This is a genomic window from Winogradskyella vincentii (assembly GCF_020166345.1).
Taxonomy (GTDB): Bacteria; Bacteroidota; Bacteroidia; order Flavobacteriales; family Flavobacteriaceae; genus Winogradskyella; species Winogradskyella vincentii.
In genome coordinates, this window is sequence record NZ_JAIUJS010000004.1 from 159,204 (window position 1) to 185,837 (window position 26,634).

General features: G+C 33.8%; 19 protein-coding genes. 13 read left to right on the forward strand and 6 right to left on the reverse strand.

Going from position 1 to position 26,634, the window contains the following annotated elements; translation table 11 throughout:
• Positions 1-31: 31 nt before the first annotated feature.
• Complete coding sequence (gene mtaB, locus LBV24_RS09340) at positions 32-1,360, reverse strand: tRNA (N(6)-L-threonylcarbamoyladenosine(37)-C(2))-methylthiotransferase MtaB (RefSeq protein ID WP_224478381.1); 1,329 nt, start codon at positions 1,358-1,360, stop codon at positions 32-34.
• Positions 1,361-1,454: 94 nt separating this feature from the next.
• Between mtaB and LBV24_RS09345 the strand changes: the two genes are divergently transcribed.
• A complete protein-coding gene (locus LBV24_RS09345; protein ID WP_224478382.1) occupies positions 1,455-3,080 on the forward strand; it encodes an ABC transporter substrate-binding protein in 1,626 nt (541 codons plus the stop codon).
• On the opposite strand, the gene LBV24_RS09350 is transcribed toward LBV24_RS09345, so the two are convergent.
• From LBV24_RS09350 to LBV24_RS09360, 3 genes are all read right to left on the reverse strand, one after another.
• The gene (locus LBV24_RS09350; protein ID WP_224478383.1) at positions 3,067-3,972 is read right to left on the reverse strand and encodes a TolB-like translocation protein; all 906 of its coding nucleotides are present in this window, start codon (positions 3,970-3,972) and stop codon (positions 3,067-3,069) included. The genes LBV24_RS09345 and LBV24_RS09350 overlap by 14 nt on opposite strands.
• A gap of 2 nt (positions 3,973-3,974) precedes the next feature.
• Entirely contained in the window at positions 3,975-5,150 is a 1,176-nt protein-coding gene (locus tag LBV24_RS09355; protein ID WP_224478384.1) for a GlmU family protein, read from the reverse strand.
• A 108-nt stretch (positions 5,151-5,258) separates the two neighbouring features.
• Entirely contained in the window at positions 5,259-5,510 is a 252-nt protein-coding gene (locus LBV24_RS09360) for a type B 50S ribosomal protein L31 (protein WP_114300980.1), read from the reverse strand.
• A 164-nt stretch (positions 5,511-5,674) separates the two neighbouring features.
• On the opposite strand from LBV24_RS09360, the gene LBV24_RS09365 reads away from it, so the two are divergent.
• From LBV24_RS09365 to LBV24_RS09395, 7 genes are all read left to right on the forward strand, one after another.
• A complete protein-coding gene (locus LBV24_RS09365; RefSeq protein ID WP_224478385.1) occupies positions 5,675-6,196 on the forward strand; it encodes a DUF4199 domain-containing protein in 522 nt (173 codons plus the stop codon).
• A 52-nt stretch (positions 6,197-6,248) separates the two neighbouring features.
• The gene (locus tag LBV24_RS09370) at positions 6,249-7,202 is read left to right on the forward strand and encodes a glycosyltransferase family 2 protein (RefSeq protein WP_224478386.1); all 954 of its coding nucleotides are present in this window, start codon (positions 6,249-6,251) and stop codon (positions 7,200-7,202) included.
• A gap of 51 nt (positions 7,203-7,253) precedes the next feature.
• Positions 7,254-8,978, forward strand: a complete 1,725-nt coding sequence (locus tag LBV24_RS09375; protein WP_224478387.1) for a phospho-sugar mutase — start codon at positions 7,254-7,256, stop codon at positions 8,976-8,978.
• Positions 8,979-8,981: 3 nt separating this feature from the next.
• On the forward strand, positions 8,982-10,808 hold the full coding sequence (locus LBV24_RS09380) for an ABC transporter ATP-binding protein (RefSeq protein ID WP_224478388.1): 1,827 nt from the start codon (positions 8,982-8,984) through the stop codon (positions 10,806-10,808).
• Between the two features lie 295 nt (positions 10,809-11,103).
• Positions 11,104-11,646 carry an RNA polymerase sigma factor gene (locus LBV24_RS09385; RefSeq protein ID WP_114300900.1) on the forward strand — a complete coding sequence of 181 codons (543 nt, stop codon included), beginning with the start codon at positions 11,104-11,106 and terminating at the stop codon, positions 11,644-11,646.
• A 32-nt stretch (positions 11,647-11,678) separates the two neighbouring features.
• Positions 11,679-12,179 (forward strand): hypothetical protein, encoded by a 501-nt coding sequence (locus LBV24_RS09390; protein WP_224478389.1) that lies wholly within the window; start codon positions 11,679-11,681, stop codon positions 12,177-12,179.
• A gap of 14 nt (positions 12,180-12,193) precedes the next feature.
• Positions 12,194-12,646 carry a sensor of ECF-type sigma factor gene (locus LBV24_RS09395; protein WP_224478390.1) on the forward strand — a complete coding sequence of 151 codons (453 nt, stop codon included), beginning with the start codon at positions 12,194-12,196 and terminating at the stop codon, positions 12,644-12,646.
• Between the two features lie 28 nt (positions 12,647-12,674).
• Here LBV24_RS09395 and LBV24_RS09400 read toward each other — a convergent pair whose 3' ends face one another.
• Positions 12,675-13,757, reverse strand: coding sequence for a WD40/YVTN/BNR-like repeat-containing protein (locus LBV24_RS09400; RefSeq protein ID WP_224478391.1), 1,083 nt, complete (start codon positions 13,755-13,757; stop codon positions 12,675-12,677).
• Positions 13,758-13,855: 98 nt separating this feature from the next.
• Between LBV24_RS09400 and LBV24_RS09405 the strand changes: the two genes are divergently transcribed.
• The 4 genes from LBV24_RS09405 (at position 13,856) to purL (ending at position 21,628) form a co-directional block, all read left to right on the forward strand.
• On the forward strand, positions 13,856-15,070 hold the full coding sequence (locus LBV24_RS09405; RefSeq protein ID WP_224478392.1) for an RsmB/NOP family class I SAM-dependent RNA methyltransferase: 1,215 nt from the start codon (positions 13,856-13,858) through the stop codon (positions 15,068-15,070).
• A 27-nt stretch (positions 15,071-15,097) separates the two neighbouring features.
• Positions 15,098-16,960 carry an endonuclease gene (locus LBV24_RS09410; RefSeq protein WP_224478393.1) on the forward strand — a complete coding sequence of 621 codons (1,863 nt, stop codon included), beginning with the start codon at positions 15,098-15,100 and terminating at the stop codon, positions 16,958-16,960.
• Between the two features lie 2 nt (positions 16,961-16,962).
• Positions 16,963-17,832, forward strand: coding sequence for a fructosamine kinase family protein (locus LBV24_RS09415; protein WP_224478394.1), 870 nt, complete (start codon positions 16,963-16,965; stop codon positions 17,830-17,832).
• Positions 17,833-17,965: 133 nt separating this feature from the next.
• The gene (purL, locus tag LBV24_RS09420) at positions 17,966-21,628 is read left to right on the forward strand and encodes a phosphoribosylformylglycinamidine synthase (RefSeq protein WP_224478395.1); all 3,663 of its coding nucleotides are present in this window, start codon (positions 17,966-17,968) and stop codon (positions 21,626-21,628) included.
• Positions 21,629-21,685: 57 nt separating this feature from the next.
• On the opposite strand, the gene ppdK is transcribed toward purL, so the two are convergent.
• Positions 21,686-24,415, reverse strand: a complete 2,730-nt coding sequence (gene ppdK / locus LBV24_RS09425) for a pyruvate, phosphate dikinase (protein ID WP_224478396.1) — start codon at positions 24,413-24,415, stop codon at positions 21,686-21,688.
• Positions 24,416-24,852: 437 nt separating this feature from the next.
• Here ppdK and LBV24_RS09430 point away from each other — a divergent pair, with 437 nt between their 5' ends.
• Positions 24,853-26,628: an AMP-dependent synthetase/ligase gene (locus LBV24_RS09430; protein WP_224478397.1), complete on the forward strand. Its 1,776-nt coding sequence runs from the start codon at positions 24,853-24,855 to the stop codon at positions 26,626-26,628.
• The last annotated feature ends 6 nt before the right edge of the window (positions 26,629-26,634 follow it).

Below are 26,634 nucleotides of genomic sequence, written 5' to 3' on the forward strand. Positions count from 1 at the left end.
CATGACTTATTATAGTTGTGGGTTTTTTATTTTAATGGACTAGAGCTTCTTTAAAATTAAAGCGTACCAAACCATCTTCATCAATTTTGGTTAGTTTAACCTTGTGTAGTGTATTCACTAATTCGGGATTCCAAGGTGCCTTGACCTTTACATAATTTTCAGTAAATCCATGTATATAGCCTTGTTTGTTTTCACCTTCAAATAATACTACGCGATCGGTGTTCAGTTGACTTTCATAAAATGCTCTACGCTTCTTAACTGATAGCCCTCTAAGCATTTTACTTCGCTTTGCCCTTATATTATTAGGTACAACACCATCCATTTCCGCAGCTTCTGTATTGTCTCTTTCAGAATAAGTAAATACATGTAGGTACGAAATATCGAGTTCATTTAAAAAGTTATAAGTCTCCAAAAACAACTCATCTGTTTCTCCCGGGAAACCAACTATAACATCTACACCAATGCATGCATGAGGCATTACTTGTTTTATTTTCGAAACCCTATCAACATATAATTCCCGCATGTAACGGCGTTTCATTCTTTTTAGCAACTCATTACTCCCACTTTGAAGTGGCACGTGAAAATGTGGTACAAATGCCCTGGATTTAGAAACAAGGTCTATAGTTTCATTCTTTAATAAATTGGGTTCAATGGATGATATTCTTAAACGTTCTATCCCTTTTACTTTATCAAGTTCTGTAACTAAATCTAAAAAAGTATGTTCGTGTTTCTTATTACCAAATTCACCCTTGCCATAATCACCAATATTTACACCAGTTAAAACAATCTCCTTGATACCTTTTTGAGATATTTCTTGCGCATTCTTTAACACATTCTCCATAGTATCACTTCTCGATATGCCACGAGCTAATGGAATTGTACAGTACGTACATTTATAATCACATCCATCTTGTACTTTTAAAAATGCTCTTGTTCTATCTCCAATGGAATAACTACCAACATAGAAATCTGCTTCTTCAATTTCACATGAGTGTACTTCGCCAAAATCATTTTTAGAAAGATCATTCAGGTAATCAGTAATTTTAAACTTCTCGGTGGCTCCTAATACCAAATCTACTCCATTAACATCAGCAAGTTCTTCAGGTTTAAGCTGAGCATAACAACCAATAGCAGCAACAAAAGCTTCCGGATTTACTTTTTGAGCTTGTTTAACAATAGTTTTAAATCTTTTATCGGCATTTTCAGTTACAGAACAGGTATTTATGACGTAGATATCTGCCTTCTCCTTGAAATCAACACGCTGAAATCCTTCATCATTAAAACTCCTAGAGATAGTTGAAGTTTCAGAGAAATTAAGTTTACAACCTAGTGTATAAAAAGCTACTTTCTTTGTTTCCATGTTTTGGTCTCTTGAACTTGTTTCAAGATCATTAATGGTATATATTTACTCTTCTCTAAATTTAGAGTCTGCAAATTTACAATATATAAGTTATATGCTAAAACACAGGAGATTCTTATTCAACTACTTACTAGCAGTGTTTAGTTGTTTAATTTTGGTTTCTTGTTTTTCAAAAAACGAATCTGAAAAAGACCACCTTGTTTTCAGGTATAATGAACATAAAAATATAAGTTCACTAGATCCTGCATTCTCAAAGGATATAGCAGATATCTGGGCAACACACCAATTATTTAATGGACTAGTGCAAATGGATGACTTACTGAATGTAAAGCCATGTATTGCAACGAATTGGAAGATTACTGATAGTGCCAGAGTTTATACTTTCAAACTTAGAGACGATGTGTATTTTCATAAGCACCCTCTATTTGGTAAGGATTCTTCCCGAATCGTTAAAGCTTTAGATTTTGAATATAGTCTGGATAGACTAAAAGACAATTCCTTAGCATCACCTGGTAGCTGGGTTTTAAATAAAGTTGATAGTTTTAAAGCAATTAATGACACAACTTTTCAGATTAGACTTAAACAACCGTTTCCTGCATTTTTAGGACTCTTAACAATGAAGTATTGCTCAGTTGTACCAAAGGAGATTGTTGAACATTACGGTAGTGAATTTAGGTCTAACCCTATCGGTACAGGTCCTTTTAAATTTAAAAGATGGGAGGAAAATATTAAGCTTGTATTTCGAAGGAACAATAATTATTTTGAAACTTCTAGTGATGGTAATCAATTACCTTATTTAGAAGCTGTTGCCGTAACCTTTTTACCGGATAAGCAAAGTGAATTCTTGCAATTTGCACAAGGTAATATTGATTTTGTTTCTGGATTAGACGCTTCTTACAAGGATGAAATTTTGACGACCGATGGTAAACTAAAACCGTTGTATGAAAATGATGTAAACATGATAAGGGGTCCGTATCTCAATACAGAATACCTAGCCTTTTTTATGGAAACGAAGGTTAAACCTATTCAGAATCTTAAATTAAGAAAAGCAATCAATCTTGGGTTTGATCGTAATAAAATGATTACCTATTTACGAAATGGAATAGGTACACCTGCCAATGGTGGTTTTATTCCTAAAGGGCTCCCAGGGTATAATAAGGAAATAGGCTTCTCTTATAACCCAGAACTAGCTAGCCAACTTATTGAAGAGTTTAAAAAGGAAACAGGTATTTTAAATCCAGAAATTACTTTAACCACTACTAGCAACTATCTAGATTTTTGCGAATTTATACAAAGAGAAATTCAGAAAATAGGCTTAAATGTAAATGTGGATGTAATACCAGCTTCAAGTTTAAAAGATGCTAAAGCAAATGGACAGTTAGATTTTTTTAGAGCAAGTTGGGTGGCTGACTATCCTGATGCAGAAAATTATTTATCACTTTATTACAGTAATAATTTTGCTCCAAATGGACCAAATTACACACATTATAAAACCGAAATTTTTGATAAATTATATGAAGCATCTTATTTAGAGACTGATCCTGGAGAACGATCTAAACTTTATACAAGAATGGATTCCCTTGTAATGACATCAGCTCCCGTTGTACCGATGTTCTATGATGAAGTTGTAAGATTTACACGTAAAACAGTGAACGGTCTTGGTATAAACGCAACTAACTTATTAGAATTAAAATCAGTTAAAAAATCTAAAATTTACTGAAATAATATAGATCGTCACCTCCTGCTCCTTTAAGACGTCTAGATGATAAATAACCAGTTGTTAAATCATCATTTAAGAAAAAAGAGAAATCATCACCAGGACTATTTATTGGAGTTTCCAGAGAAACTGGTATTTGCTCTGGGTCGCTTGATTCTAAGTCATAACTATAAATGTCTAACCCACCCTTACCATATCTACGATTAGATGTAAAGTATAAGACGTTATCTGCACTAACAAATGGAAATATTTCAGTTCTTGAAGAGTTTATAGTTTCGCTCAATTTTGTAACCTCACCATAAGTCTTGTGATTTGATACAGACACTTTATAAAGATCTGATTTTCCCTTTGTTCCTCTGATATCAGCAATAAAATATAGTGTGTTGCCATCTGGACTTAAAGCCGGATGCGCAAAATTATTATTCGGTTTACAGAATGGTAAAGTTTCAAAATTTGTCCAACCCTTTCCTTCAACATACTCAGCTCGTTGTATTAAAAGATTGTAAGTTTCAATTCCTTTTAATTTATTAGATCCTTTACCCGAATGATTAGAAGTAAAATACATGAATTTGCCATCTTTTGAATAGGTTGCAGCAGACATATTAAATTGTCCAAGTTCTGTCTTTACTATTGGCTTTGAATTGATAATTTCACCATCTTTAGACATTTCACCTTCATAGATACCATATACAAATCCCGAATACTTATCTTTTATTGGTCTTCCTCTTTTTGTAGTAAGATTATGGCTAAAAAAAACTTTATCGCCAACAACTCTAGCCGCGAAATGATCTAGATTTGAATTTATTGATAATTGTGTCACTTCCACATCCTTACTTTGGGAAAAAGAAAAGGTGAGCGTGAATAATAATAGAAAAGTAATCTTAATTCTAAACATGGTTATTCTCTTCGGTATTGTTTTGTTTGTTCAAAAACGTGTACTAATATTGCTTTGTCTTTATTTGTAAATTTCTCGCCTCGCCTCGCCATAACAACCTCTGCTACTTCAAAAGCCTTGTTCGTTTTATAGGTTACAAAACCTTTGCTTCCGCCCCAAGAAAAACTTGGAACAAAATTACGAGGGAATCCACTTCCAAATATATTTGAACTAACACCAACAACCGTACCAGTATTAAACATAGTATTAATACCGCACTTACTATGGTCTCCCATCATTAGTCCACAAAATTGAAGACCTGTTTTAGCAAACCCTTCTGTTTTATAATCCCAAAGTCTAACTTCGGCATAATTATTTTTTAAATTTGAATTATTGGTATCCGCTCCTAAATTGCACCATTCTCCAAGAACAGAATTACCTAAAAATCCATCATGTCCTTTATTTGAATAACCAAACAGCACCGAATTATTTACCTCTCCACCAACCTTGCTATATGGTCCAACGGTAGTAGGTCCATAAATTTTAGAGGCCAACTTAACAGTTGCGTTTTGGCAAAGTGCAAACGGGCCTCTAATTACAGAGGCCTCCATTACCTCTGCATCCTTACCGATATAAATAGGGCCAGAACTAGCATTTAGAGTCACATACTCCAATTTTGCACCTTTTTCAATAAAAATATTTTCAGGCTTAATAGTATTTAATGTTGTTGGTATAGGTTGTGATTGACGGCCTTTTGTTATTAGATTAAAATCTTCTGAGATTGCATCTCCATTTTTTGAAAAAATATCCCACGTGTGTTCAATTTTTATTATTTCACCATTAAAATCAATCGCCTCGAAATTTGAAAAATCCTTGACCTCTTCACCTTCCTTCGCAAAGAACGCAATAACATCCTCTCCATTAAATAATGCCTGATTATGTTTAAGCCCCTTAACAAGCTCTGACACTTCCATATTTGGAAGAAAAGAGGCGTTAATCATTATGTTATCCTCCATTTCTACCATTGGATACTTATCTGCCAGATAATCCTCTGTAACTGTTGTTGTTGTATACTCTAAATATGATTCCCATTTCTGACGTATTGTAAGAATCCCAACTCTAATGTCTGCAACAGGTCTTGTATATGTAAAGGGTAATAGGTTGTTTCGGTATGGACCATCAAATAATATGTAATTCATAATAAGGACGTTGCTTTAGTTACTTATCAAAAGTAGCGTAATTGTATAAAACAAAAAAGCCTTTCTGTTGTAAGAAAGGCCTTTTTTAATATGTTGTTGTAGCTAAACTTATTTTTTAAACTTAGCGTATTTGTTTTTGAATTTATCAATACGACCAGCAGTATCTACTAATTTAGATTTACCAGTATAGTATGGATGAGATGTTCTAGAAATCTCCAACTTAACCAATGGATATTCAACACCATCTACTTCAATAGTTTCATTTGTATCAGCAGTAGACTTAGTTAAAAACACATCATCATTAGACATATCTTTAAACGCTACTAATCTATAATTTTCTGGATGTATTCCTGCTTTCATCACTAAATTGTTTAAACTTACATTCAATTTTTTCGAGGTGCAAATTTAAGTATTTTTTGTAAATGTACAATCTTTTTATTCTTTTTTATTTGTTATTTATGATGTAACAATTCCTTATATTTATATACTAACTAGACAATTAACTAAAAAATCAAAATTCAATCATGGAAAATCAGAAACCAACAGCTGGTAAATTCGCACTTAATTATGGAGTAATTCTTGGTGTATTAATGATAGCAATAGGTGTTGTAACCTACGTAACTGGCTTAGCACTCCAAGGAGAGCAATGGCCAAATATCATTTATTACATAGCCTTCCCAGTTGTTATTATGTATGCAATTAGTCAATACAAAAAAGCCAATGCGAATACCCTTAGCCTTGGTGATGCAATAAAAGTTGGATTATCTATTGCAGTAATAAGTGCAATTGTTTATTTAATTTATGGGTTACTTTTTAACTATGTAATTGACCCAGATTTTATGCCCCAAATGATGGAGGTTATTCGAGATAAAACTATTGAACAGAATCCTAACATGTCACAAGCACAGTTAGACCAAAGTATGAAAATGGTAGAAATGATGTTTAACCCATTTATCGGATCTGCTTTTTGGGTAGCTATGAGTGCATTCTTTGGATTAATTTATTCAATAATAGGTGGTTTAGTAATGAAAACTAAATCTAACTAATGCTTAAATAATTTAATTATTTTTGAGGTCTACTTACGAAGACTTTTAAAATATGAACATATCAGTAGTAATACCACTACTTAATGAAGAAGATTCTTTAAAAGAATTACACGATTGGATTGTATCAGTGATGCAATCCAATTCGTTTTCATACGAAATTCTATTTATTGATGATGGTAGTACTGATAATTCTTGGGATGTAATCCAACAACTTTCTATTTCCAATAAAAGCGTAAAAGGCATCAAGTTCCTCAGAAACTTTGGTAAGTCTCAAGCATTGCATGCTGGCTTTGCCAAAGCGGAAGGAGATGTTATAATTACAATGGATGCAGATTTACAAGATAATCCTGAAGAAATCCCTGAGCTTTATAATTTGATTATAAATGATGGATATGACTTAGTTTCTGGTTGGAAGAAAAAGCGGTACGATTCGGTTATAGCAAAAAATATTCCTTCTAAATTATTTAATTGGGCCGCAAGAAAAACGTCTGGAGTTAAACTCAATGATTTTAATTGTGGTTTAAAGGCTTATAAGAAGGCAGTGGTTAAAAACATAGATGTTTACGGAGAAATGCATCGTTACATACCAGTTCTGGCAAAAAATGCCGGATTCACAAAAATAGGTGAAAAGGTAGTACAGCATCAAGCTCGTAAATATGGACATACAAAATTTGGCATGAATAGATTTATTAATGGTTTTTTAGACCTCGTAACCGTATGGTTTATTTCTAAATTCGGAAGGCGACCAATGCACTTATTTGGAGCTCTCGGTGTAATAATGTTTATAATAGGATTTGGCTTCGCCTTTTATCTTGGAATAGACAAACTCTTTTTAAATCCTAAAGGAAGGCTAATAACTGACAGACCACAGTTTTTCATTGCATTAGCAACAATGATAATTGGTGTTCAGTTTTTTATTGCAGGTTTCTTAGGAGAACTAATACTTAGAACAAAAAGACAACAACAACGCTATAACATAGACAAAGAATTAAATTCACCAAAATAACATTAACAAAATCGGTAATTGTTTACCTTTATACTATAAATATTTTACAGCATGATTTATATAAAACCAGAAATTCTAAAGCGTGTAAACACTTGGCTAACACCAAGTTTTGATGAAGAGACTCAAACTCAAATAAAGAACCTTATTGCATCTAATCCTAAAGAATTAGAAGAAAGCTTTTATAAAGATTTGGAGTTTGGAACTGGAGGTATGCGCGGCATTATGGGACTGGGAACCAATCGCATAAATAAGTACACATTAGGTAAAAATACTCAAGGCCTTAGTAACTATTTAAAAAAGGTGTTTCCAAATGAAGATATAAAAGTAGCAATTGCATATGATTGTAGACATAATAGCCAAACATTTGGTAAGGTCGTTGCAGATGTTTTTTCGGCAAATGGAATCAAGGTTTACCTTTTTGAAGATTTAAGACCAACACCAGAATTATCGTTTGCCCTTAAACATTTAAATTGCCATTGTGGTATTGTATTAACGGCATCTCATAACCCACCAGAGTATAATGGATATAAGGTATATTGGCAAGATGGTGGTCAATTAGTACCTCCACAAGACGCAGAAATTATTGCTGAGATAAATAGTTTGAATTATGATCAAATTAAATTTGATGCTAACGAAAACCTAATCCAATACATAGGTAAAGATGTAGATGATGTATTCATTAATGCTTCTGTTAACAAGGGAAGTTTTACGTCTCAAGAAGCAAGAGGTAATCTAAAAATTGTATTCACCTCACTTCACGGTACATCCATTACTACCATTCCAGAAACCTTAAAACGTGCAGGATACAGTAATGTACAAATCGTTGAAGAACAGGCTGAACCTAACGGGAATTTCCCAACAGTTGTTTCACCAAACCCTGAAGAACCAGAAGCACTTAAAATGGCTATGGAACTTGCTGAAAAAACTAATGCTGATATTGTAATTGGCACTGATCCTGATAGCGATAGATTAGGAATAGCAATACGCGATTTAGAAGGCAACATGAAACTTCTAAACGGAAACCAAACCATGGTTGTAATGACTGAGTTTTTACTAAACAATTGGAAAAAAGAAGGCAGATTGAATGGCAACGAGTTTATTGGCTCTACCATTGTTTCAACACCAATGATGCAAGCTTTGGCAGATGGTTATAATACTGAACTTAAAATTGGATTAACCGGTTTTAAATGGATTGCCAAAATGATAAAAGATTTTCCAGATATGGATTTTATTGGTGGTGGTGAAGAAAGTTTTGGCTATATGGTAGGTGATTTTGTAAGAGATAAGGATGCAAATACTTCAACCTTATTAGCTTGTGAAATTGCTGCAGAAGCTAAATCAAAAGGAAGTTCATTCTACAAAAGTTTAATAGGACTATATTCAGAATTTGGGTTCTACAAAGAACGTTTGGTTTCGCTTACTAAAAAAGGTATTGAAGGTGCGCAGGAGATTAAACAAATGATGGTTGATGCTCGGGAAAACCCACTAAGTGAAGTAAATGGATCGAAGGTGATTAGAGTAGAAGATTATCAATTGTCAATTGCAAAGGATATGGTCAACAACTCCCAAAGTAACATTGATATACCAAAATCTAATGTATTGATCTACTATACTGAAGACGGAAGTAAAATTGCATTAAGACCAAGTGGTACTGAACCAAAAATTAAATTCTACGTAAGCGTTAACACCAAATTAGACAATGTGTCCGATTTTGAAAAAACGGAGCAGTATTTGGAAGCTAGAATTGACGCTATCCTTAAGGATATGAATTTATAATTAATGGATTATATCAAAAAACTTGCGAGATTTATTGTTCCTTACAAGCGTTATGGAATATTAAATATAATCTCAAATATTTTTTATGCCTTGTTCAGTACATTGGCAATGGTTTCTTTAATGCCAATGATAAATGTATTATTTGGCGAAGGTAAAAAGGTAACAGAAAAGCCAATTTATGAAGGGATAAGAAACCTAAAGGACTATGTTGAGAATTTTATCAATTACATAATAACGTCAACATCAGAACAATACGGAGCACAACGTTCCTTATTGTATATGATTGTTCTAATCATTAGTCTGTTTCTACTTAAAAACTTGTTTAACTATTTAGGTCTTTATTTTATTACCTTTCTAAGAAATGGCGTACTTAAGGATTTACGAAATGAAATTTATACTAAGGTTACAAGTCTGCCAATTTCCTATTATTCAGAAAAGAAAAAAGGTGATATAATCGCGAGGATTTCCGGTGATGTTAATGAGGTGAAAAATTCTCTTTTGGCCATTTTGGAGCTAATAGTAAAGGAGCCGTTGACTATTTTATTTGCAATTATTGCAATGTTTACAATTTCTGTGAAACTCACCATTTTTGTATTTCTATTCATTCCTATATCAGGATTTATCATTTCGAGAATAGGTAAAAGCTTAAAGAAAAAATCCGATCGCGTTCAAAGAGAACAAGGAATATTCCTATCGACGTTGGAAGAAACGCTTGGTGGATTGAAGGTAATTAAAGGATTTAATGCCGAAGAAAAATTTAATAATAGATTTAAGGATTCAACCAATAGATTTTACAATTTTTCAAATACATTAATTAATCGTCAAAATTTAGCCTCTCCCACTAGTGAGTTTTTAGGTATTGTTACAATTGCAGCATTGCTTTGGTATGGTGGCAGTATGGTATTGGTAGAAAAAACACTTTCTGGTGGTGCGTTTATTGGTTATATGGCATTAGCCTATCAAATATTAACACCTGCAAAAGCGATAAGTAAGGCAAGTTATAAGGTTAAAGCAGGTAACGCTGCCGCAGACCGTGTACTAGAAATATTAAATACTGATTCTCCTCTTGAAGATAAACCTAACGCTAAAATCAAAGAAAGTTTCAATTCTGAAATAACACTGGACAATGTTTCATTTAAATATGAAGAGGATCTTGTGCTTAGGAATTTTAATTTGACAGTAGCTAAGGGTAAAAGTGTTGCTTTAGTAGGTCAATCTGGAAGCGGTAAAAGTACAATAGCAAATTTGGTAACTCGTTTTTATGATGTAAATGAAGGAAATATCACTATTGATGGTGAAAACATTAAAAATCTAACCAAACATTCCTTAAGGAACCTATTGGGATTAGTCACGCAAGATTCAATATTATTTAATGACAGTATTAAGAATAATGTTCTTTTAGGTAAAGAAAATGCCACTGATGAAGAAATAATCGACGCGTTAAAAATTGCCAATGCTTGGGAATTTGTTAAAGATTTACCTAATGGCATAGATTCAAATATTGGTGATTCAGGAAATAAACTATCCGGAGGACAAAAACAACGTATCAGCATTGCTAGAGCAGTATTGAAAAACCCTCCTATTATGATACTTGATGAAGCAACCTCAGCTTTAGACACTGAAAGTGAACGTTTAGTTCAAGAAGCACTTGAAAATATGATGCGCAATAGAACGTCAATAGTCATTGCTCACAGATTGTCTACAATTCAAAATGCTGATCAAATTGTTGTTATGCAAAAAGGACAGATTGCAGAGCAAGGCACGCACCAAGAGTTAATTGACAAGAATGCTGTTTACAAAAAGCTTGTTGAGATGCAAAGTTTCGAATAAATTATAAATGGATTATATAAAATCAAAAAGGATGCGCCTTTCGGTACATCCTTTTCTGTTTGTTACCAGATTTGGGGACACTGGTAACGGTTAATAGGTTAAGCGGGTCAAACATATAACAAAATATGGTACAATCCAAGAAAAAAGTGCTTTTTATCGTGTTTTTTTGCTTTTTATCGGTATTAATTAATGTAACTCATTGATTATCAGTATTTATTCAAATTACTGGGAAATTAAAAATATTTCTAATTAAACTTTTATTAATTTACAGAGTCAAAAAAGCAAAACAATTTAATTGACCGACGAATCAGAATTCATATTGCGTCTAAAAGACCCCAAGTCTAAAGAAGCCGCTTTTAGAGAGTTATTACAACTTTATAAAGAAAGGTTGTATTGGCATATAAGAAAGATTGTTATTAGCCATGATGATGCAGATGATGTATTACAAAACACCTTCATAAAGGTATATAGGAGTATAGATAAGTTCAAAGGAGAAAGTAAATTGTTTTCGTGGCTTTATCGCATTGCTACTAACGAATCTATTACGTTTATCAATAAAAATGCAAAACGTTTACAGATTAATAATGAAGAACAAAAAACCAATGCAATAGACAACTTAACTGCTGATGTGTATTTTGAAGGTGATGAAATTCAACTTAAATTACAAAAAGCAATTGCATCCTTACCAGAAAAGCAACAAATTGTGTTTAATATGAAATATTTCGATGAGATTAAATATAAGGATATGGCAGATATATTAGAGACAAGTGAAGGCGCATTAAAGGCATCATATCATATAGCGGTTAAAAAAATAGAAACCTATTTAACTTCAAATTAAACCATTGAGAAAATTTGAAGTCCAATAAATAAATGAAAAAAGGTAATTTACATAACATCAATGACCCAGGTTTTAAAACACCTGAAAACTACTTTGAGTCTTTTGAAGAAAACCTTATGAAAAAGCTTGAAGGAACAGAGTCAATCCCTAATCTTAATGACCCAGGATTTACTGTACCTAAAGACTATTTCAATTCAGTGGATGATGAGATTTTCAATAAGCTTAATAAGGAGGATACTCCTGTTATAAGTTTAAACTCAAGAAAACCTTTGTATTATATAGCCGGTATTGCTGCTTCAATAGTATTAATTCTTGCTATTTTCATAAACAAACCATTTGAGGATGAAATATCTGTTGAAATGGTTGAGGCTTATTTAGAAGATAGAGATTTAAGTAGTTATGAATTAGCAGAACTATTATTAGATTCTGACCTTTTAGAAGATGATTTTGTAATAACCGAAACAAGTTTTGAAGAAGATAATTTAGAATCTTATCTTTTAGAAAACTCAGAAATAGACTTAATTATAGAATAGAACTTTACAATATTATGAAGCGATTAATCCCAATATTAGTATTACTAATAGGTCTCTCAAGCTATGCGCAACGTGATGGCAGAATGAACGAGCGTATAAAAGCACAAAAAGTAGCTTTTATAACTGAGAAACTTAGTCTTACGGCAGAAGAAGCACAGCAATTCTGGCCAATATATAATGCATTTGAAGAAAAGCGAGAAGGTATTAAATCCGGTAAACTTAGAGAGGTGAAAATGAAGATAAGACAAAACCCGGACATGTCTGACAGCGAAGCTAGTAAGCTGTTAGAACAAATTTTAAATGCTGAGAACGAAATCCATAATGCTAAAATGAAATTGGCCAAAGACTTGCAATCGGTTTTGTCACCAAAGAAAATTATAAGGTTAAGAGCAGCTGAAGATGAATTTAACCGCATACTATTAGAGCGGTTAAAACAGATGCGCCAAAAACGGGGGAACAGAAATTAAAAAAAGGAAGCTTTTTGGCTTCCTTTTTTTATCTAAATATTAGCTTGCTGATTCTTCCCCTTCCTGCGGCAAAGGCCATAGAATCATTTACAAATCTTATGGTATAGTAACCTTCGTCACTAATATGCGACCAAGTACTACCTGCATCATTGCTAAAATCAATTCCTTTAAACCCAACGGCAACCATCTCCTTCCCTTCTCTATTTGGTATGTATTGTATACAACTTCTGTATCCAGGTTCTTTTCCATTGGCTACAACTTGCCAAGACTTACCACCATCAGTTGTTCTTATTTTATTAGCTATTGTATCATTAGGCTTAGTATAGTCTCCGCCAATGGCAAAGCCGTTATTTTCATCATAAAAATCAATAGAATACATTCCTGTGGTTGATTTCCCTTGAATAATTGGAGTTTCAAAAACTTGCCATGTAATACCTTTATCTGGTGAATATAAAACTCTACTTGACTTTCCTCCAGTTGCAACCCAAGTATGATCACCCACAATAGTTATGTTTGTATCACTCGCAGCAAAAGCAGCTTCACCATCCAAGGCAGGTGGTAAATCCGAACAGCTAATTTTAGACCACGATTCTCCACTATCTCTGGTAATAATAATACTCATACAATTTTCAGTTGGGTCACCTATCGCAATACCTTCATTCTCGTTCCAAAAAACCATTGAATCATAAAATACTTTTTCATTTACTTCCTCATAAACTAATTTAGGCTTTCTGGCTTTTCTGTAAAGTTTAAATAGTCTGGAAGGGTTTCCTATAGACAAGGCAAATAAATTACCATTCACTTCCTCAATTGCCCTAAAATGCAGATAAAGAGAATCATTTTTCATTTGATATCTGTCATGTACTTTTTGATCACTAATAACAATTTCAGTTAAGTCTATTTTAAACTCCGATTGCAATGCCTTCCTTCCAAAATGATCAGAACTACCGTAAAATATATATTCATCATTAAAATCTAAGGCCCTAATACTAAAAGTAGAATCGGTTAAAATATCTTCAATTTCAACTTGAGTAATGTTAGGGGATCTTTTGTATTCATCTTTGCAACCAAAGAAAATCAGTAAAATAAATATTAAGGTAATACTTCTCATAGATCAATTTTCCATAAAAATAGAAAAGTCTCGTGATTAATCGAATATACCTTCAGGCATTTAAACATTTATGTACCTTTGCGTCTTAATTAATTATAATGCGACTACACAGAAATTTATGCTTTGCGGTAATTGATGGATTACATAAAATCTTCAATGAAAATGAGTATGCAGATAAAGTTGTTCAACAATTGTTGAGACGAGATAAACGCTGGGGAAGCAGAGATAGAGGATTTATTGCAGAAACTGTATATGAAATTGTTCGTTACAAAAGGCTTTATGCAGAAATTGCCAATGTGAAAGAGCCTTTTGACAGAGATAATCTTTGGCGCATGTTTGCAGTTTGGGCAACATTGAAAGGTATCAAACTTCCAGACTGGAAATATTTTGAAACGACACCAACTCGTAAGATTAAAGGGCGGTTCGATGAACTTTCCAAAACCAGAAAATATAAAGAATCTATACCTGATTGGATTGATGATTTGGGTATTGAAGAACTTGGTGAGTCTGCATGGGCAAAAGAAATTGAAATGCAGAATGAGCAAGCTGATGTCATTCTTCGTGTTAATACCTTAAAAACAAATAAAAAGGATTTACAATTAAAACTTCAATCTGAAAATATTGAAACTGAAGTTATCCCAAATTATCCAAGTGCGCTAAAACTAATAGAGCGTGCAAATGTATTTAAAACTGAGGCATTTAAAAATGGATGGTTTGAGGTACAAGATGCATCATCTCAACTTGTTGCAGACTTCTTAGATGTTAAGCCAGGCATGAAAGTTGTAGATGCTTGCGCTGGTGCTGGTGGAAAAACACTTCACTTGGCCTCTCTAATGGAAAATAAAGGGCAAATTATAGCAATGGATATTTATGAGAGTAAATTAAAAAAGCTAAAAATTAGGGCAAGAAGAAATGGTGTACATAATATAGAGTTAAAGGTGATCGATTCCACAAAACCAATTAAAAAATTATATGGAAAAGCGGATAGATTATTAATTGATGCACCATGTTCTGGATTGGGCGTATTAAGACGTAATCCTGATGCGAAATGGAAATTGCAACCTGAGTTTATTGAAAACATTAAAAAAGTACAATCTGAAGTTTTAGAAAAATATTCAAAAATGGTTAAACCTGGTGGCAAAATGGTCTATGCGACATGTTCTGTTTTACCGTCTGAAAATCAGGACCAAGTTGAAAAATTCTTAACTTCAGAGGCAGGAAAAGATTTTAAATTTGTGAAAGACAAAAAAATATTGGCGCATAAATCTGGATTTGACGGATTTTATATGGCTCAATTAGAGAAAAACAAATAGCCCAAATCATCAATACAATAGGATAATATGAAACACTTTTACATTTTATTTTTATTTATATCTAGCTTAGCATACAGTCAAATACCTTCAAATTACTACGATAGTGCAAATGGTTTAAGCGGTTACACACTTAAAACTGAGCTTAAAAATATCGTATCAAATGGACACATAGCTCGTACCTATGACCAATTATATGACGGTAACGGTATTTCGGGTTCTAATGGCTATGTAGATACACATTCAGATATAAATGTGTCTTCAGGTAATAATTATGAAAATGATGGGACCATCCTAGATTTCTATTCAGAAAATCCGATTGGTGCAGACCCATACAATTATACACATGGTAACGATCAATGTGGCAATCAAATGGCAGAAGGCGATTGTTATAACAGAGAGCATTTAGTACCACAATCATCTTTTAGCAGTGCATTTCCTATGCAAAGTGATATTCACCATGTTATACCAACAGACGGTAGAGTAAATAACTTTAGAGGATCTTTACCATTTGGTATCGTTGATAATAGCGATCCTGATTTATGGGTTTCAATGAATGGTTCAAAGCGAGGTGATAGTGATGTTAGTGGTTACTCAGGTGATATGTTTGAACCAATTGATGAGTTTAAAGGTGATATCGCAAGAGCACTACTTTACTTTGCAGTACGTTATGAAGATACTGTAGACGACTATACAAGTTTTGTAATGTTTAATGGCACTAATGATGAAGTCTTCCAGACTTGGGCTATCGATTTACTTTTAGACTGGCATAATAATATAGATCCTGTAGACCAACGTGAAATTGATAGAAATAATGAAGCATACAATTTTCAAGGAAATGCAAATCCTTTTGTAGATCACCCTGAATATGCTTCAATGATATGGAATCCAACAGCAGACACAGAAGCCCCTACAGCACCAACTAATTTAGTGGCATCCAACCCAACCTTAAGTACCATTGATTTAACTTGGACAGCATCAACCGATAATGTTGGAGTAACTCAATATGATATATACATTGGTGGTTCTTATTCAGAAAGTGTTGTTGGCACAAGTACAACTATTACTGGTCTAGTTTCGAATACCCCATATTGTTTCACTGTTTTTGCAAGAGATGCTGCAATGAATACTTCCGCGTCAAGTAACCAATCATGTGAAACCACCTTAGATACTTCTGGTGGTACAAATGATCTTTTTTTCTCTGAATATGTAGAAGGGTCAGGTACAAACAAAGCCCTTGAAATTGCAAATTTTACTGGTGGATCAGTTAATTTGTCTAATTACACCTTAAAACTAGCATTTAATAGCAATTCATTTAGTACTGTGTATAATTTCCCAAATATATCGATTGCAAATGGTGATGTATTTGTTGTTGCGAATAGCGGTTTAGATAGCGCTTGCCAACCTCAACAAGATGATGTTAATAATGGTATAACTTCATTTAATGGTAATGATGCAATAGGATTGTTTAAAAATAATGTATTAATAGATATCATAGGTATTGAAGGTGATGGCAATGATTTTGCTGAGAATGTAACTTTACAACGACAAGAGTCAATAGAATTTCCCACTACAACCTATAACAGTGCAGAATGGAATATTCTTCCAAATAATGATTGCTCGGGTTTAGGTAGCCACTCTCAGGTTTTAAATATTGAAAGTTTTGAAGTTTTAAATTTCAGTATTTATCCAAATCCTACAAGAGGAAACACGTTATATCTTAGCACCAATACAAATCTTCAATTTGAGGTTTTTTCAATTTTGGGCAAGAAGGTTTCTGAAGGGAATCTCATTAGAAATCAAATAGATATTAGCGATTTGAAAAAAGGGATATACCTAATAAAATTTACGGTAGGTGAAAATAGTAAAACCTATAAATTAGTTCGTCTATAAAAATGCATTTAATTGAAGGCTTACAGAGACATATTGAGGATTTACTTGATACGTCAATAGTAGGCTCTAGATCACTTTCAGGTGGTGATACAGCTTCTGTTTACAAATTAGACTTTGCTGATAAGACGTCTTCTATACTTAAATATAGTCGGAATATTGGTTCTGTGAATATGTTTGAAGCAGAGGTCTCTGGACTTCAACATATTGCGAGTACAAACACCATCGCAACACCAAGTATTTTGAATTACGGAACTCATAGTGACATCTCCTTCATCCTTATGGAGTATGTCAAAGGAAAATCTCCATCTAAAGAAGACTACGAAAAACTCGGATATCAACTCGCACAACTCCATTTCCACACATCTGATAATTTTGGCTTAGACGATGATAATTTTATTGGAAGTCTTGAACAAAAAAACAATCTCATTGATAATTGGGTTGACTTTTATAGTGAACAACGTTTAGGATTTCAAATAAAAATGGCCATTATAAAAGGGCTTTTAATAAACTCAGAGATTCCATCAATTGATGATATCAAAACTTGTTTACAATCTTATTGCAAGAAGGTAAAACCATCCTTAATACATGGCGATTTATGGAACGGTAATTTTATAGTTTCAGAAGACGGAAGACCATATTTAATTGACCCTTCGGTATCATACAGTCATTCTGAAATGGATATCGCAATGAGTAGACTTTTTGGAGGGTTTGATTCAAGTTTTTACCAAGCCTATCATAATGAAAAACCAATTACTGAATATTATGAAGAACGTATTGAGATTTATCAATTATATTATTTACTCGTTCATTTAAATATTTTTGGCACCTCTTATTATGGCTCAGTAAAACGTATCTTAAACAATCATTTTTGATTTTATTTTCGTGTAGGTTTTTTGTTCAAAACATGTTGAATACTTAAACATTTGAAATTGATTTTTAAGTCAGTTTATCACAATTTCGATTAACTTTGTGTTTTTATTTTTCACACCAAATACTAAGACATAAATGATTCATTTCTTTGGAAACCAAAACAGCAAAGTTTTTGCTGTTCAAGCAACAAAAGAATTATCAACTGAAACAACATCTAAATTGGTATGGCTATTTGGCAACCAATCTAAAATAGAACAAGCATCAATTGATGCTTTTTTTGTTGGTCCGAGAGCAGCAATGATAACACCATGGAGTACAAATGCTGTTGAGATTACCCAAAACATGGGAATAGATGGAATTGTTCGTATTGAAGAATTCATGTCAGTGACAAAGGATTTTAAGGACTATGATCCTATGATTTCCGAAAAATTCAACCAATTACATCAAGATATTTTCACAATTGATATTCTGCCTGAAGCTATTAAAGATATTAATAATATTGAGGCTTATAATCAACAGGAAGGTTTAGCCCTGAGTAAAGAAGAAGTTGAGTATTTAGAAGGTGTATCTAAGAAAATTGGTCGTCCACTAACAGACTCTGAAGTTTTTGGTTTTTCTCAGGTAAATTCAGAACACTGTAGACACAAAATTTTTAATGGTACGTTTGTCATAGATGGTGAGGAAATGCCAACTTCATTGTTTAAGCTTATCAAAAAAACTTCAGAAAAACATCCAAATGATATTGTATCTGCCTACAAAGACAATGTCGCCTTTATCAAGGGACCTGTTGTTGAACAGTTCGCACCAAAAAGAGCAGATATCCCAGATTATTATACAACAGAAGATTTTGAATCTGTAATTTCTTTAAAAGCAGAAACGCACAATTTCCCAACTACTGTAGAGCCATTTAATGGTGCGGCAACTGGTTCGGGAGGTGAGATTAGAGACAGACTAGCCGGTGGAAAAGGATCTATCCCACTTGCCGGAACAGCAGTATATATGACATCATATTCTAGACTAGAAGAAGAACGTCCTTGGGAAAAAGCCTTTCCTGAACGCAAATGGTTGTATCAAACTCCAATGGACATTCTAATTAAAGCAAGTAATGGTGCATCAGATTTTGGAAATAAATTTGGCCAGCCTTTAATCTGTGGTTCCGTATTAACGTTTGAGCATCAGGAACAAAAGGATAGACTCGGTTTTGACAAAGTAATAATGCTAGCCGGTGGTATCGGTTATGGCAAAAACGATCAAGCCCTTAAAGACACTCCGAAAACCGGAGATAAAATTGTAATTCTTGGTGGTGATAATTATCGTATTGGTATGGGAGGTGCGGCAGTGTCCTCTGCTGATACGGGAGAATTTGAATCGGGAATTGAGCTTAATGCCGTACAGCGTTCAAATCCAGAAATGCAAAAGCGTGCTGCTAATGCTGTTAGAGGAATGGTTGAAAGTGAAGAGAATTATATTGTATCAATACACGATCATGGTGCAGGCGGTCATCTAAATTGTCTATCGGAATTAGTAGAAGATACAGGAGGTAAGATTAATCTTGATAATTTACCAATTGGTGACCCAACACTTTCAGCTAAGGAGATTATTGGAAACGAGTCTCAAGAGCGTATGGGCTTAGTTATTTCAGAAGAACACCTCAATATATTACACAACATAGCCGATAGAGAGCGCTCTCCAATTTATGACGTTGGTGACGTTACAGGGAATGATCGTTTCACTTTTGAGTCTGAAAAGTCTGGTGCTAAGCCTATGGATTTGGCATTAGAAGATATGTTTGGCAGTTCACCAAAAACAATAATGTCAGATTCAAAAATTGAAAAACAGTACACTGGTATATCATACGATATTGACAGGTTATATGATTATTTAGATCAAGTGCTTCAATTAGAAGCGGTTGCTTGTAAAGATTGGCTAACAAATAAAGTAGACCGTTGTGTTGGTGGTAAAGTTGCGAAACAACAATGTGCCGGACCATTGCAATTACCCTTAAATAATGTTGGAGTTATGGCTCTAGATTATAAAGGAAAAGAAGGTATTGCAACTTCAATTGGTCATTCACCTATTTCAGGGCTAATAAATCCTGAAGCAGGTAGTCGAAATTCGATAACGGAAGCACTAACCAATATTATTTGGGCACCACTTAAAGATGGCTTAAAAAGTGTATCATTATCTGCAAATTGGATGTGGCCTTGTAAGAACGAAGGTGAGGATGCTAGATTATATGAAGCGGTTAAAGCAGTTTCTGATTTTGCCATTGACTTGGGTATAAATGTCCCAACAGGGAAAGATTCGCTTTCAATGAAGCAAAAGTATCCTGATGGTGATGTTATAGCTCCTGGTACAGTAATAATCTCTGCAGCTGCAAATTGTAATGATATTTCAAAAGTAGTTGAACCCGTTTTTCAAAAGAATAAAGGTTCCATTTATTACATCAATTTATCGCAAGACACCTATAAATTAGGTGGAAGCTCTTTTGCGCAGATTAATAATAAAATTGGAAGCAATACTCCAAATGTAAGAGATGCCAATTATGTAAAAACTGTTTTCAATACTATACAAAACCTGATTAAAAATGATAAAATAGTTGCAGGGCATGATGTTGCTTCAGGTGGTTTAATAACTACCCTTTTGGAAATGTGTTTTGCTACTAATAATTTGGGCGCAGAGATAGATCTTACAAATCTTGGTGAGAAAGATTCATTTAAGGTCCTCTTTGCAGAGAATGCGAGTATTGTTATTCAATCTAAAGATGACTCTATTGAGGCAGAGTTATCAGATGCAAATATTGAATTCCATAATATAGGAGAAGTTACTGAAAGTGATGTATTAGGTGTTATCAATAGCAACCAAGTATACACCATGACAATATCTCGTTTAAGAGATGTTTGGTATAAAACCTCGTATTTATTAGACCAGAAACAAACCGCTAATAACTTGGCGACCGATCGTTATAACAATTTCAAGCATCAACCTTTAGAGTATAATTTCCCAGAACATTTTACTGGCAAGCTACCGAAGATAAATTCAGGCCAACCAAAGCCAAAGGCTGCCATATTAAGAGAGAAAGGAAGTAATTCTGAACGGGAAATGGCTAATGCCATGTTCTTAGCTGGATTTGATGTCAAGGATGTCCATATGACTGATTTAATCTCAGGTAGAGAAAATCTTGAAGATATCCAGTTTTTAGGAGCGGTTGGCGGTTTTAGTAATAGTGATGTTTTAGGCTCAGCAAAAGGTTGGGCTGGAGCTATAAAGTATAACGAAAGGGCCAATAGAGTTATCCAAAATTTCTTTGACAGAAAAGACACATTATCTGTAGGTATCTGTAATGGTTGTCAATTATTTATGGAACTCGAAGAGATTTACCCAGAACATGAAGTTCATGGTAAAATGGTTCATAACGATTCACACAAACACGAAAGTAGTTTTACCTCAGTAAAAATTCAAAAGAATAATTCGGTGATGCTTTCAACTTTAAGTGGTTCTAAATTAGGAGTTTGGATATCTCATGGTGAAGGTAAATTTGATTTACCATATTCAGAAGACAAATACAATATTGTTGCCAAATATGGTTACGAAGGATATCCTGCTAACCCAAATGGATCAGATTTTAATACCGCTATGATGTGCGATAAAACAGGTAGGCATTTGATAACTATGCCACATATTGAACGTTCTACTTTCCAATGGAATTGGGCGCATTATCCGAGTGATAGAAAAGATGAAGTTTCTCCATGGCTCGAAGCGTTTGTAAATGCCAGAAAATGGATTGAAAGCAGATAATCAAATTAATAAAAAAAGCCTGAAGAAATCTTCAGGCTTTTTGGAACCAAAAAATATTTACATAGTTGTCTTGATAGCCGCTTGCGCAGATACCAACCTTGCAATTGGAACTCTAAAAGGGGAACAACTAACGTAATCCATTCCTGTGTTATAGCAGAACTCTACTGAACTTGGCTCTCCACCATGTTCTCCACAAATACCAACTTTTAAGTTTGGTTTTGTAGCTCTACCTCTTTGTGTACCCAATTTAATTAATTGACCAACGCCTTCTTGATCAATTACCTCAAAAGGATCTACTTTTAATATGCCTTTTTCAATATAAATAGGCAAGAACTTACCAGCATCATCACGAGAATAACCAAATGTCATCTGGGTTAAATCGTTAGTACCAAATGAGAAGAAGTCTGCTTTTTCAGCAATAAGATCTGCAATTAAAGCAGCTCTTGGTACTTCAATCATTGTACCGACCAAATATTCAATTTTATCATTGCGTTCTTCAAAAATTGCATTAGCAGTACGTCTAACGATCTCTTCTTGTGCTTCAAATTCTTTTACTGTACCTACTAAAGGAATCATTATTTCTGGTTTACAAATAATACCTCTTTCCTTCAAATTTAATGCTGCTTCAATAATGGCTCTTGTTTGCATTTCAGTAATTTCTGGATAGGTATTACCTAATCTACAGCCTCTATGCCCAAGCATTGGGTTAAACTCTTCTAATTCTGCTACCTTATTCTTAACCGCTTGCAATGAAATATGCATATCCTCGGCCAACTCCTTTTGTGTAGCCAATTGGTGAGGTACAAACTCATGTAATGGTGGATCTAATAATCTGATAGTAACGGAATGTCCTTGCATAGCTTCAAAGATTCCTTCAAAATCCTCTCGTTGCATTGGTAATAACTCCTCTAAGGCATGCTTACGTCCTTTAACAGTATTGGCTAAAATCATTTCGCGCATGGCCTTTATTCTATCCATTTCAAAGAACATATGCTCGGTTCTTGTTAAGCCTATACCTTGTGCACCAAAATTACGTGCCACTTTAGCATCCTTTGGAGTATCTGCATTAGTACGTACTTTGATTTCACCATACTTATCAGCCAATTTCATTAATTCTGCAAACTCTCCACTGAGTTCTGGTTCCATCGTAGCCACTTTACCTTCTATAATATTTCCGGTCGTTCCGTTCAATGAAATCCAGTCACCATCATGAAACTCTTGGTCTCCAACTTTTAAAGTACGAGTCTTATAATTTATATTTAAGGCTCCTGCTCCAGATATACAGCACTTACCTATACCTCGAGCAACAACTGCAGCATGTGATGTCATACCTCCCCGTGCAGTTAGGATACCTTTGGCAATATTCATACCTTCTAAATCTTCTGGAGAAGTTTCTATTCGTACCAGGATACTATGTTTATACTTTTTCGCTTCATCTGCAAAGAATACAATTTTACCAGTGGCTGCACCAGGTGAAGCTGGTAATCCTTGAGCTATAATATTTGAACGTTTTAATGCATTAGGATCAAATATTGGATGTAAGAGTTCATCAAGTTTATTCGGCTCAACCAACAGTAAAGCCTCTTTTTCATTAATCATTCCTTCCTTAAGTAAATCCATGGCAATTTTGACCATTGCAGCACCTGTACGTTTACCATTTCTAGTTTGAAGAATCCAAAGTTTACCATCTTGAATAGTGAACTCCATATCTTGCATATCGCGATAATGTTTTTCTAAAATATCTTGATACTCATTTAATTCTTTAAAAATGGGTGGCTTAAGTTCTTCAAGAGAAGGATAATTTTCTCTTCGGTCTTCTTCTTCAATTTTGGCTAATTCTGCCCAACGTTTTGATCCTAGTTTTGTGATTTGTTGTGGTGTACGTACACCTGCAACTACATCTTCACCTTGAGCATTTATTAGATATTCGCCATTGAAAACATTTTCACCGGTACCAGCGTCACGTGTAAAACATACACCAGTACCAGAATTGTCACCCATATTACCATAAACCATGGCTTGTACATTTACCGCTGTTCCCCAATCTGCAGGGTAACCATTCATATTACGGTAATACACAGCTCTATCACCATTCCAACTATTGAAAACTGCCATAATCGCACCCCAAAGTTGGTCCCAAGGATCCGTTGGAAAGTCATGCCCTGTTCTTTTCTTTACTGCATCTTTAAAATCATAAACCAAATCTTGTAAATCTTGAATTGTAAATTCGGTATCCAATTGAATATCTCGTTTATGTTTAAGATGTTCCATGATTTCCTCAAAAGGATCTATATCATCCTTTGATTCAGGTTTCATACCTAAAACTACACCTCCATACATTTGGATAAATCTTCGGTAAGAATCCCACGCAAATTGTTCATTATTAGTTCGTTTTGCTAAACCAAGAACAACCTCATCATTCATACCTAAATTTAATACGGTATCCATCATTCCTGGCATAGATACTCTTGCACCAGATCTAACAGATATTAATAATGGATTTTCTTTATCACCAAAGGCGGTTCCCATTTGAGATTCAATATTCGCAACAGATTGCTCTACTTCTTCTCTAATCAGTTCAATCACAGACTCTTTACCTAATTCATTGTATTCGGTACATACTTCTGTTGTAATTGTAAACCCAGGTGGTACAGGGATTCCTATGGCACTCATTTCTGCTAAATTTGCACCTTTACCACCCAACAAATTTTTCATTTTACTGTTTCCATCTGCAGTTTTGTTTCCAAATCTGTAGACTCGAGTTTTTAACTCTTTTAGTAGTTCCATTTATATATATTTTTTGATTCTTATTAATTATTTGAAAATTGTTCCAAAAGATGATGTAAAAGTAGTCTGAATACCTTAAAATTAACATGATAATTATCATCTAATAAGAAAAGGCTCGCCCTGATTTTGAGATATTAAATTGAAATTAATTTAGCATAGTACAATATGAAGAATTATGCTTCTACATAAGATTTGTTCAATTTAAAACAGGATTAAATATCTGATTAAGCCAACTTCAGTTTTTAGTTGGTTTTACTTTATCGGATTTTATATAAAATGATAATACTTTAGATATTCAATTGGAGAAAACATTAATAAAAATGTTCAATTGTTGCTAATTTGTAAAAAAAACCGACTACAAAAGTCATATTATAATATTTATAACCTAGATTTTTATATTTTCGTAATATTCCGACTAATTATTTGCATAAACGATTATGATTGAAGTTACACGTCTTTTTGATTTCCCTTATTATCAATTAGAAAATAAACCAAACGATTCTGCCCTGGTGACTAAATACGATGGGAAATGGACTCCTATGTCAACTAAGGAGTATTTAGATAAAGCTAATGCGGTAAGTAGAGCACTATTAAAACTTGGTGTTCAAAAAAATGATAAAATCGCAGTGATTTCATCAACTAACAGAACTGAATGGAATATCATGGATATTGGTGTATTACAAGTAGGTGCACAGAATATTCCTATTTATCCAACAATATGTTCGGAAGACTATGAATATGTATTGAACCATAGTGAATCCATATATTGCTTTGTTTCTGATGAAGAAGTTTTGGAAAAGGTTAACAAGATCAAAAACAACACAAAACTAAAGGAAGTATATTGTTTTGATCATATTGAAGGTTGTAAACACTATTCTGAATTGTTTGAAATTGGTAAGGATGAAAGTACACAGGGAGAAGTTGAAAAGAGAAAAGATGAAGTAAAGCCTGAGGACTTAGCAACAATTATATACACATCAGGAACAACTGGTAGGCCAAAAGGTGTAATGCTATCTCATTGGAATATTACTAGTAACGTTCTGGCAAGCTCACCTCGAGTTCCCCTTCCACCAATAGGTGAAACAAGGGTCTTAAGTTTTTTACCAATTTGTCACATTTTTGAAAGAGTACTTATATACGTTTATCAATACGCAGGGACATCGATTTACTTCGCGGAAGCACTAGATAAAATTGGAGATAATGCAAAAGAAATTCATCCTCATTTAATGAGTGTCGTTCCTCGACTTCTAGAAAAAGTATTTGATAAGATAATGCTTAAAGGGGAAGACTTAACAGGAATTAAAAAAGCACTATTCTTTTGGGCAGTACGTCTAGGTGAAAAGTGGGAACCTTATAATGCAAATGGGAGCTGGTACGAATTTAAATTGAAAATTGCCAACAAATTGATATTTAGTAAGTGGCGAGAAGCTTTAGGTGGCGAATTAGGTACAATGGTTTCTGGTAGTGCTGCATTACAAACTAGATTAGCTAGAGTATTTGGAGCTGCTGGTATGAAGGTGATGGAAGGTTATGGACTTACTGAAACTTCTCCTGTTGTCTCAGTAGGAATGTATAACGATAAAAATTATAAAATTGGGACAGTTGGCAAACCTATAGATAATGTTGAAGTAAAAATTGCTGAAGACGGTGAGCTCTTAATTAAAGGGCCTAATGTAATGATGGGTTACTATAAAGATCCAGAGAAAACAGCCGATGTAATGACTAATGATTATTTCCACACAGGAGATAAAGGTGTAATTGATGAAGAAGGATTTTTAAAAATAACTGGGCGTAAAAAAGAAATGTTTAAAACTTCAGGAGGTAAATATGTAATTCCGCCTCTTCTGGAAAATGACATGAAGCAATCACTTTTCATTGAGCAAATTATGGTGGTAGGTGAAGGAGAAAAAATGCCAGCCGCAATTATTCAACCAAATTTTGAATATATCAAAGATTGGATTGATGATAATGATTATGAGATCGGAACTTCAAATGCTGAAATCGCTTCTTCTTCCATTGTCATTGAGCAAATACAAGAAGACATTACCAAGTTTAATAAAAACTTTGGTAAATGGGAGCAAATCAAACGCTTTGAGCTTACACCGGATGTTTGGAGTATTGATGACGGCCACCTTACCCCTACTATGAAAATGAAACGAAACGTCATTCGTAAAAAATACGACGATTTATACGAAAAAATCTATCGTCCTTAGATAGTT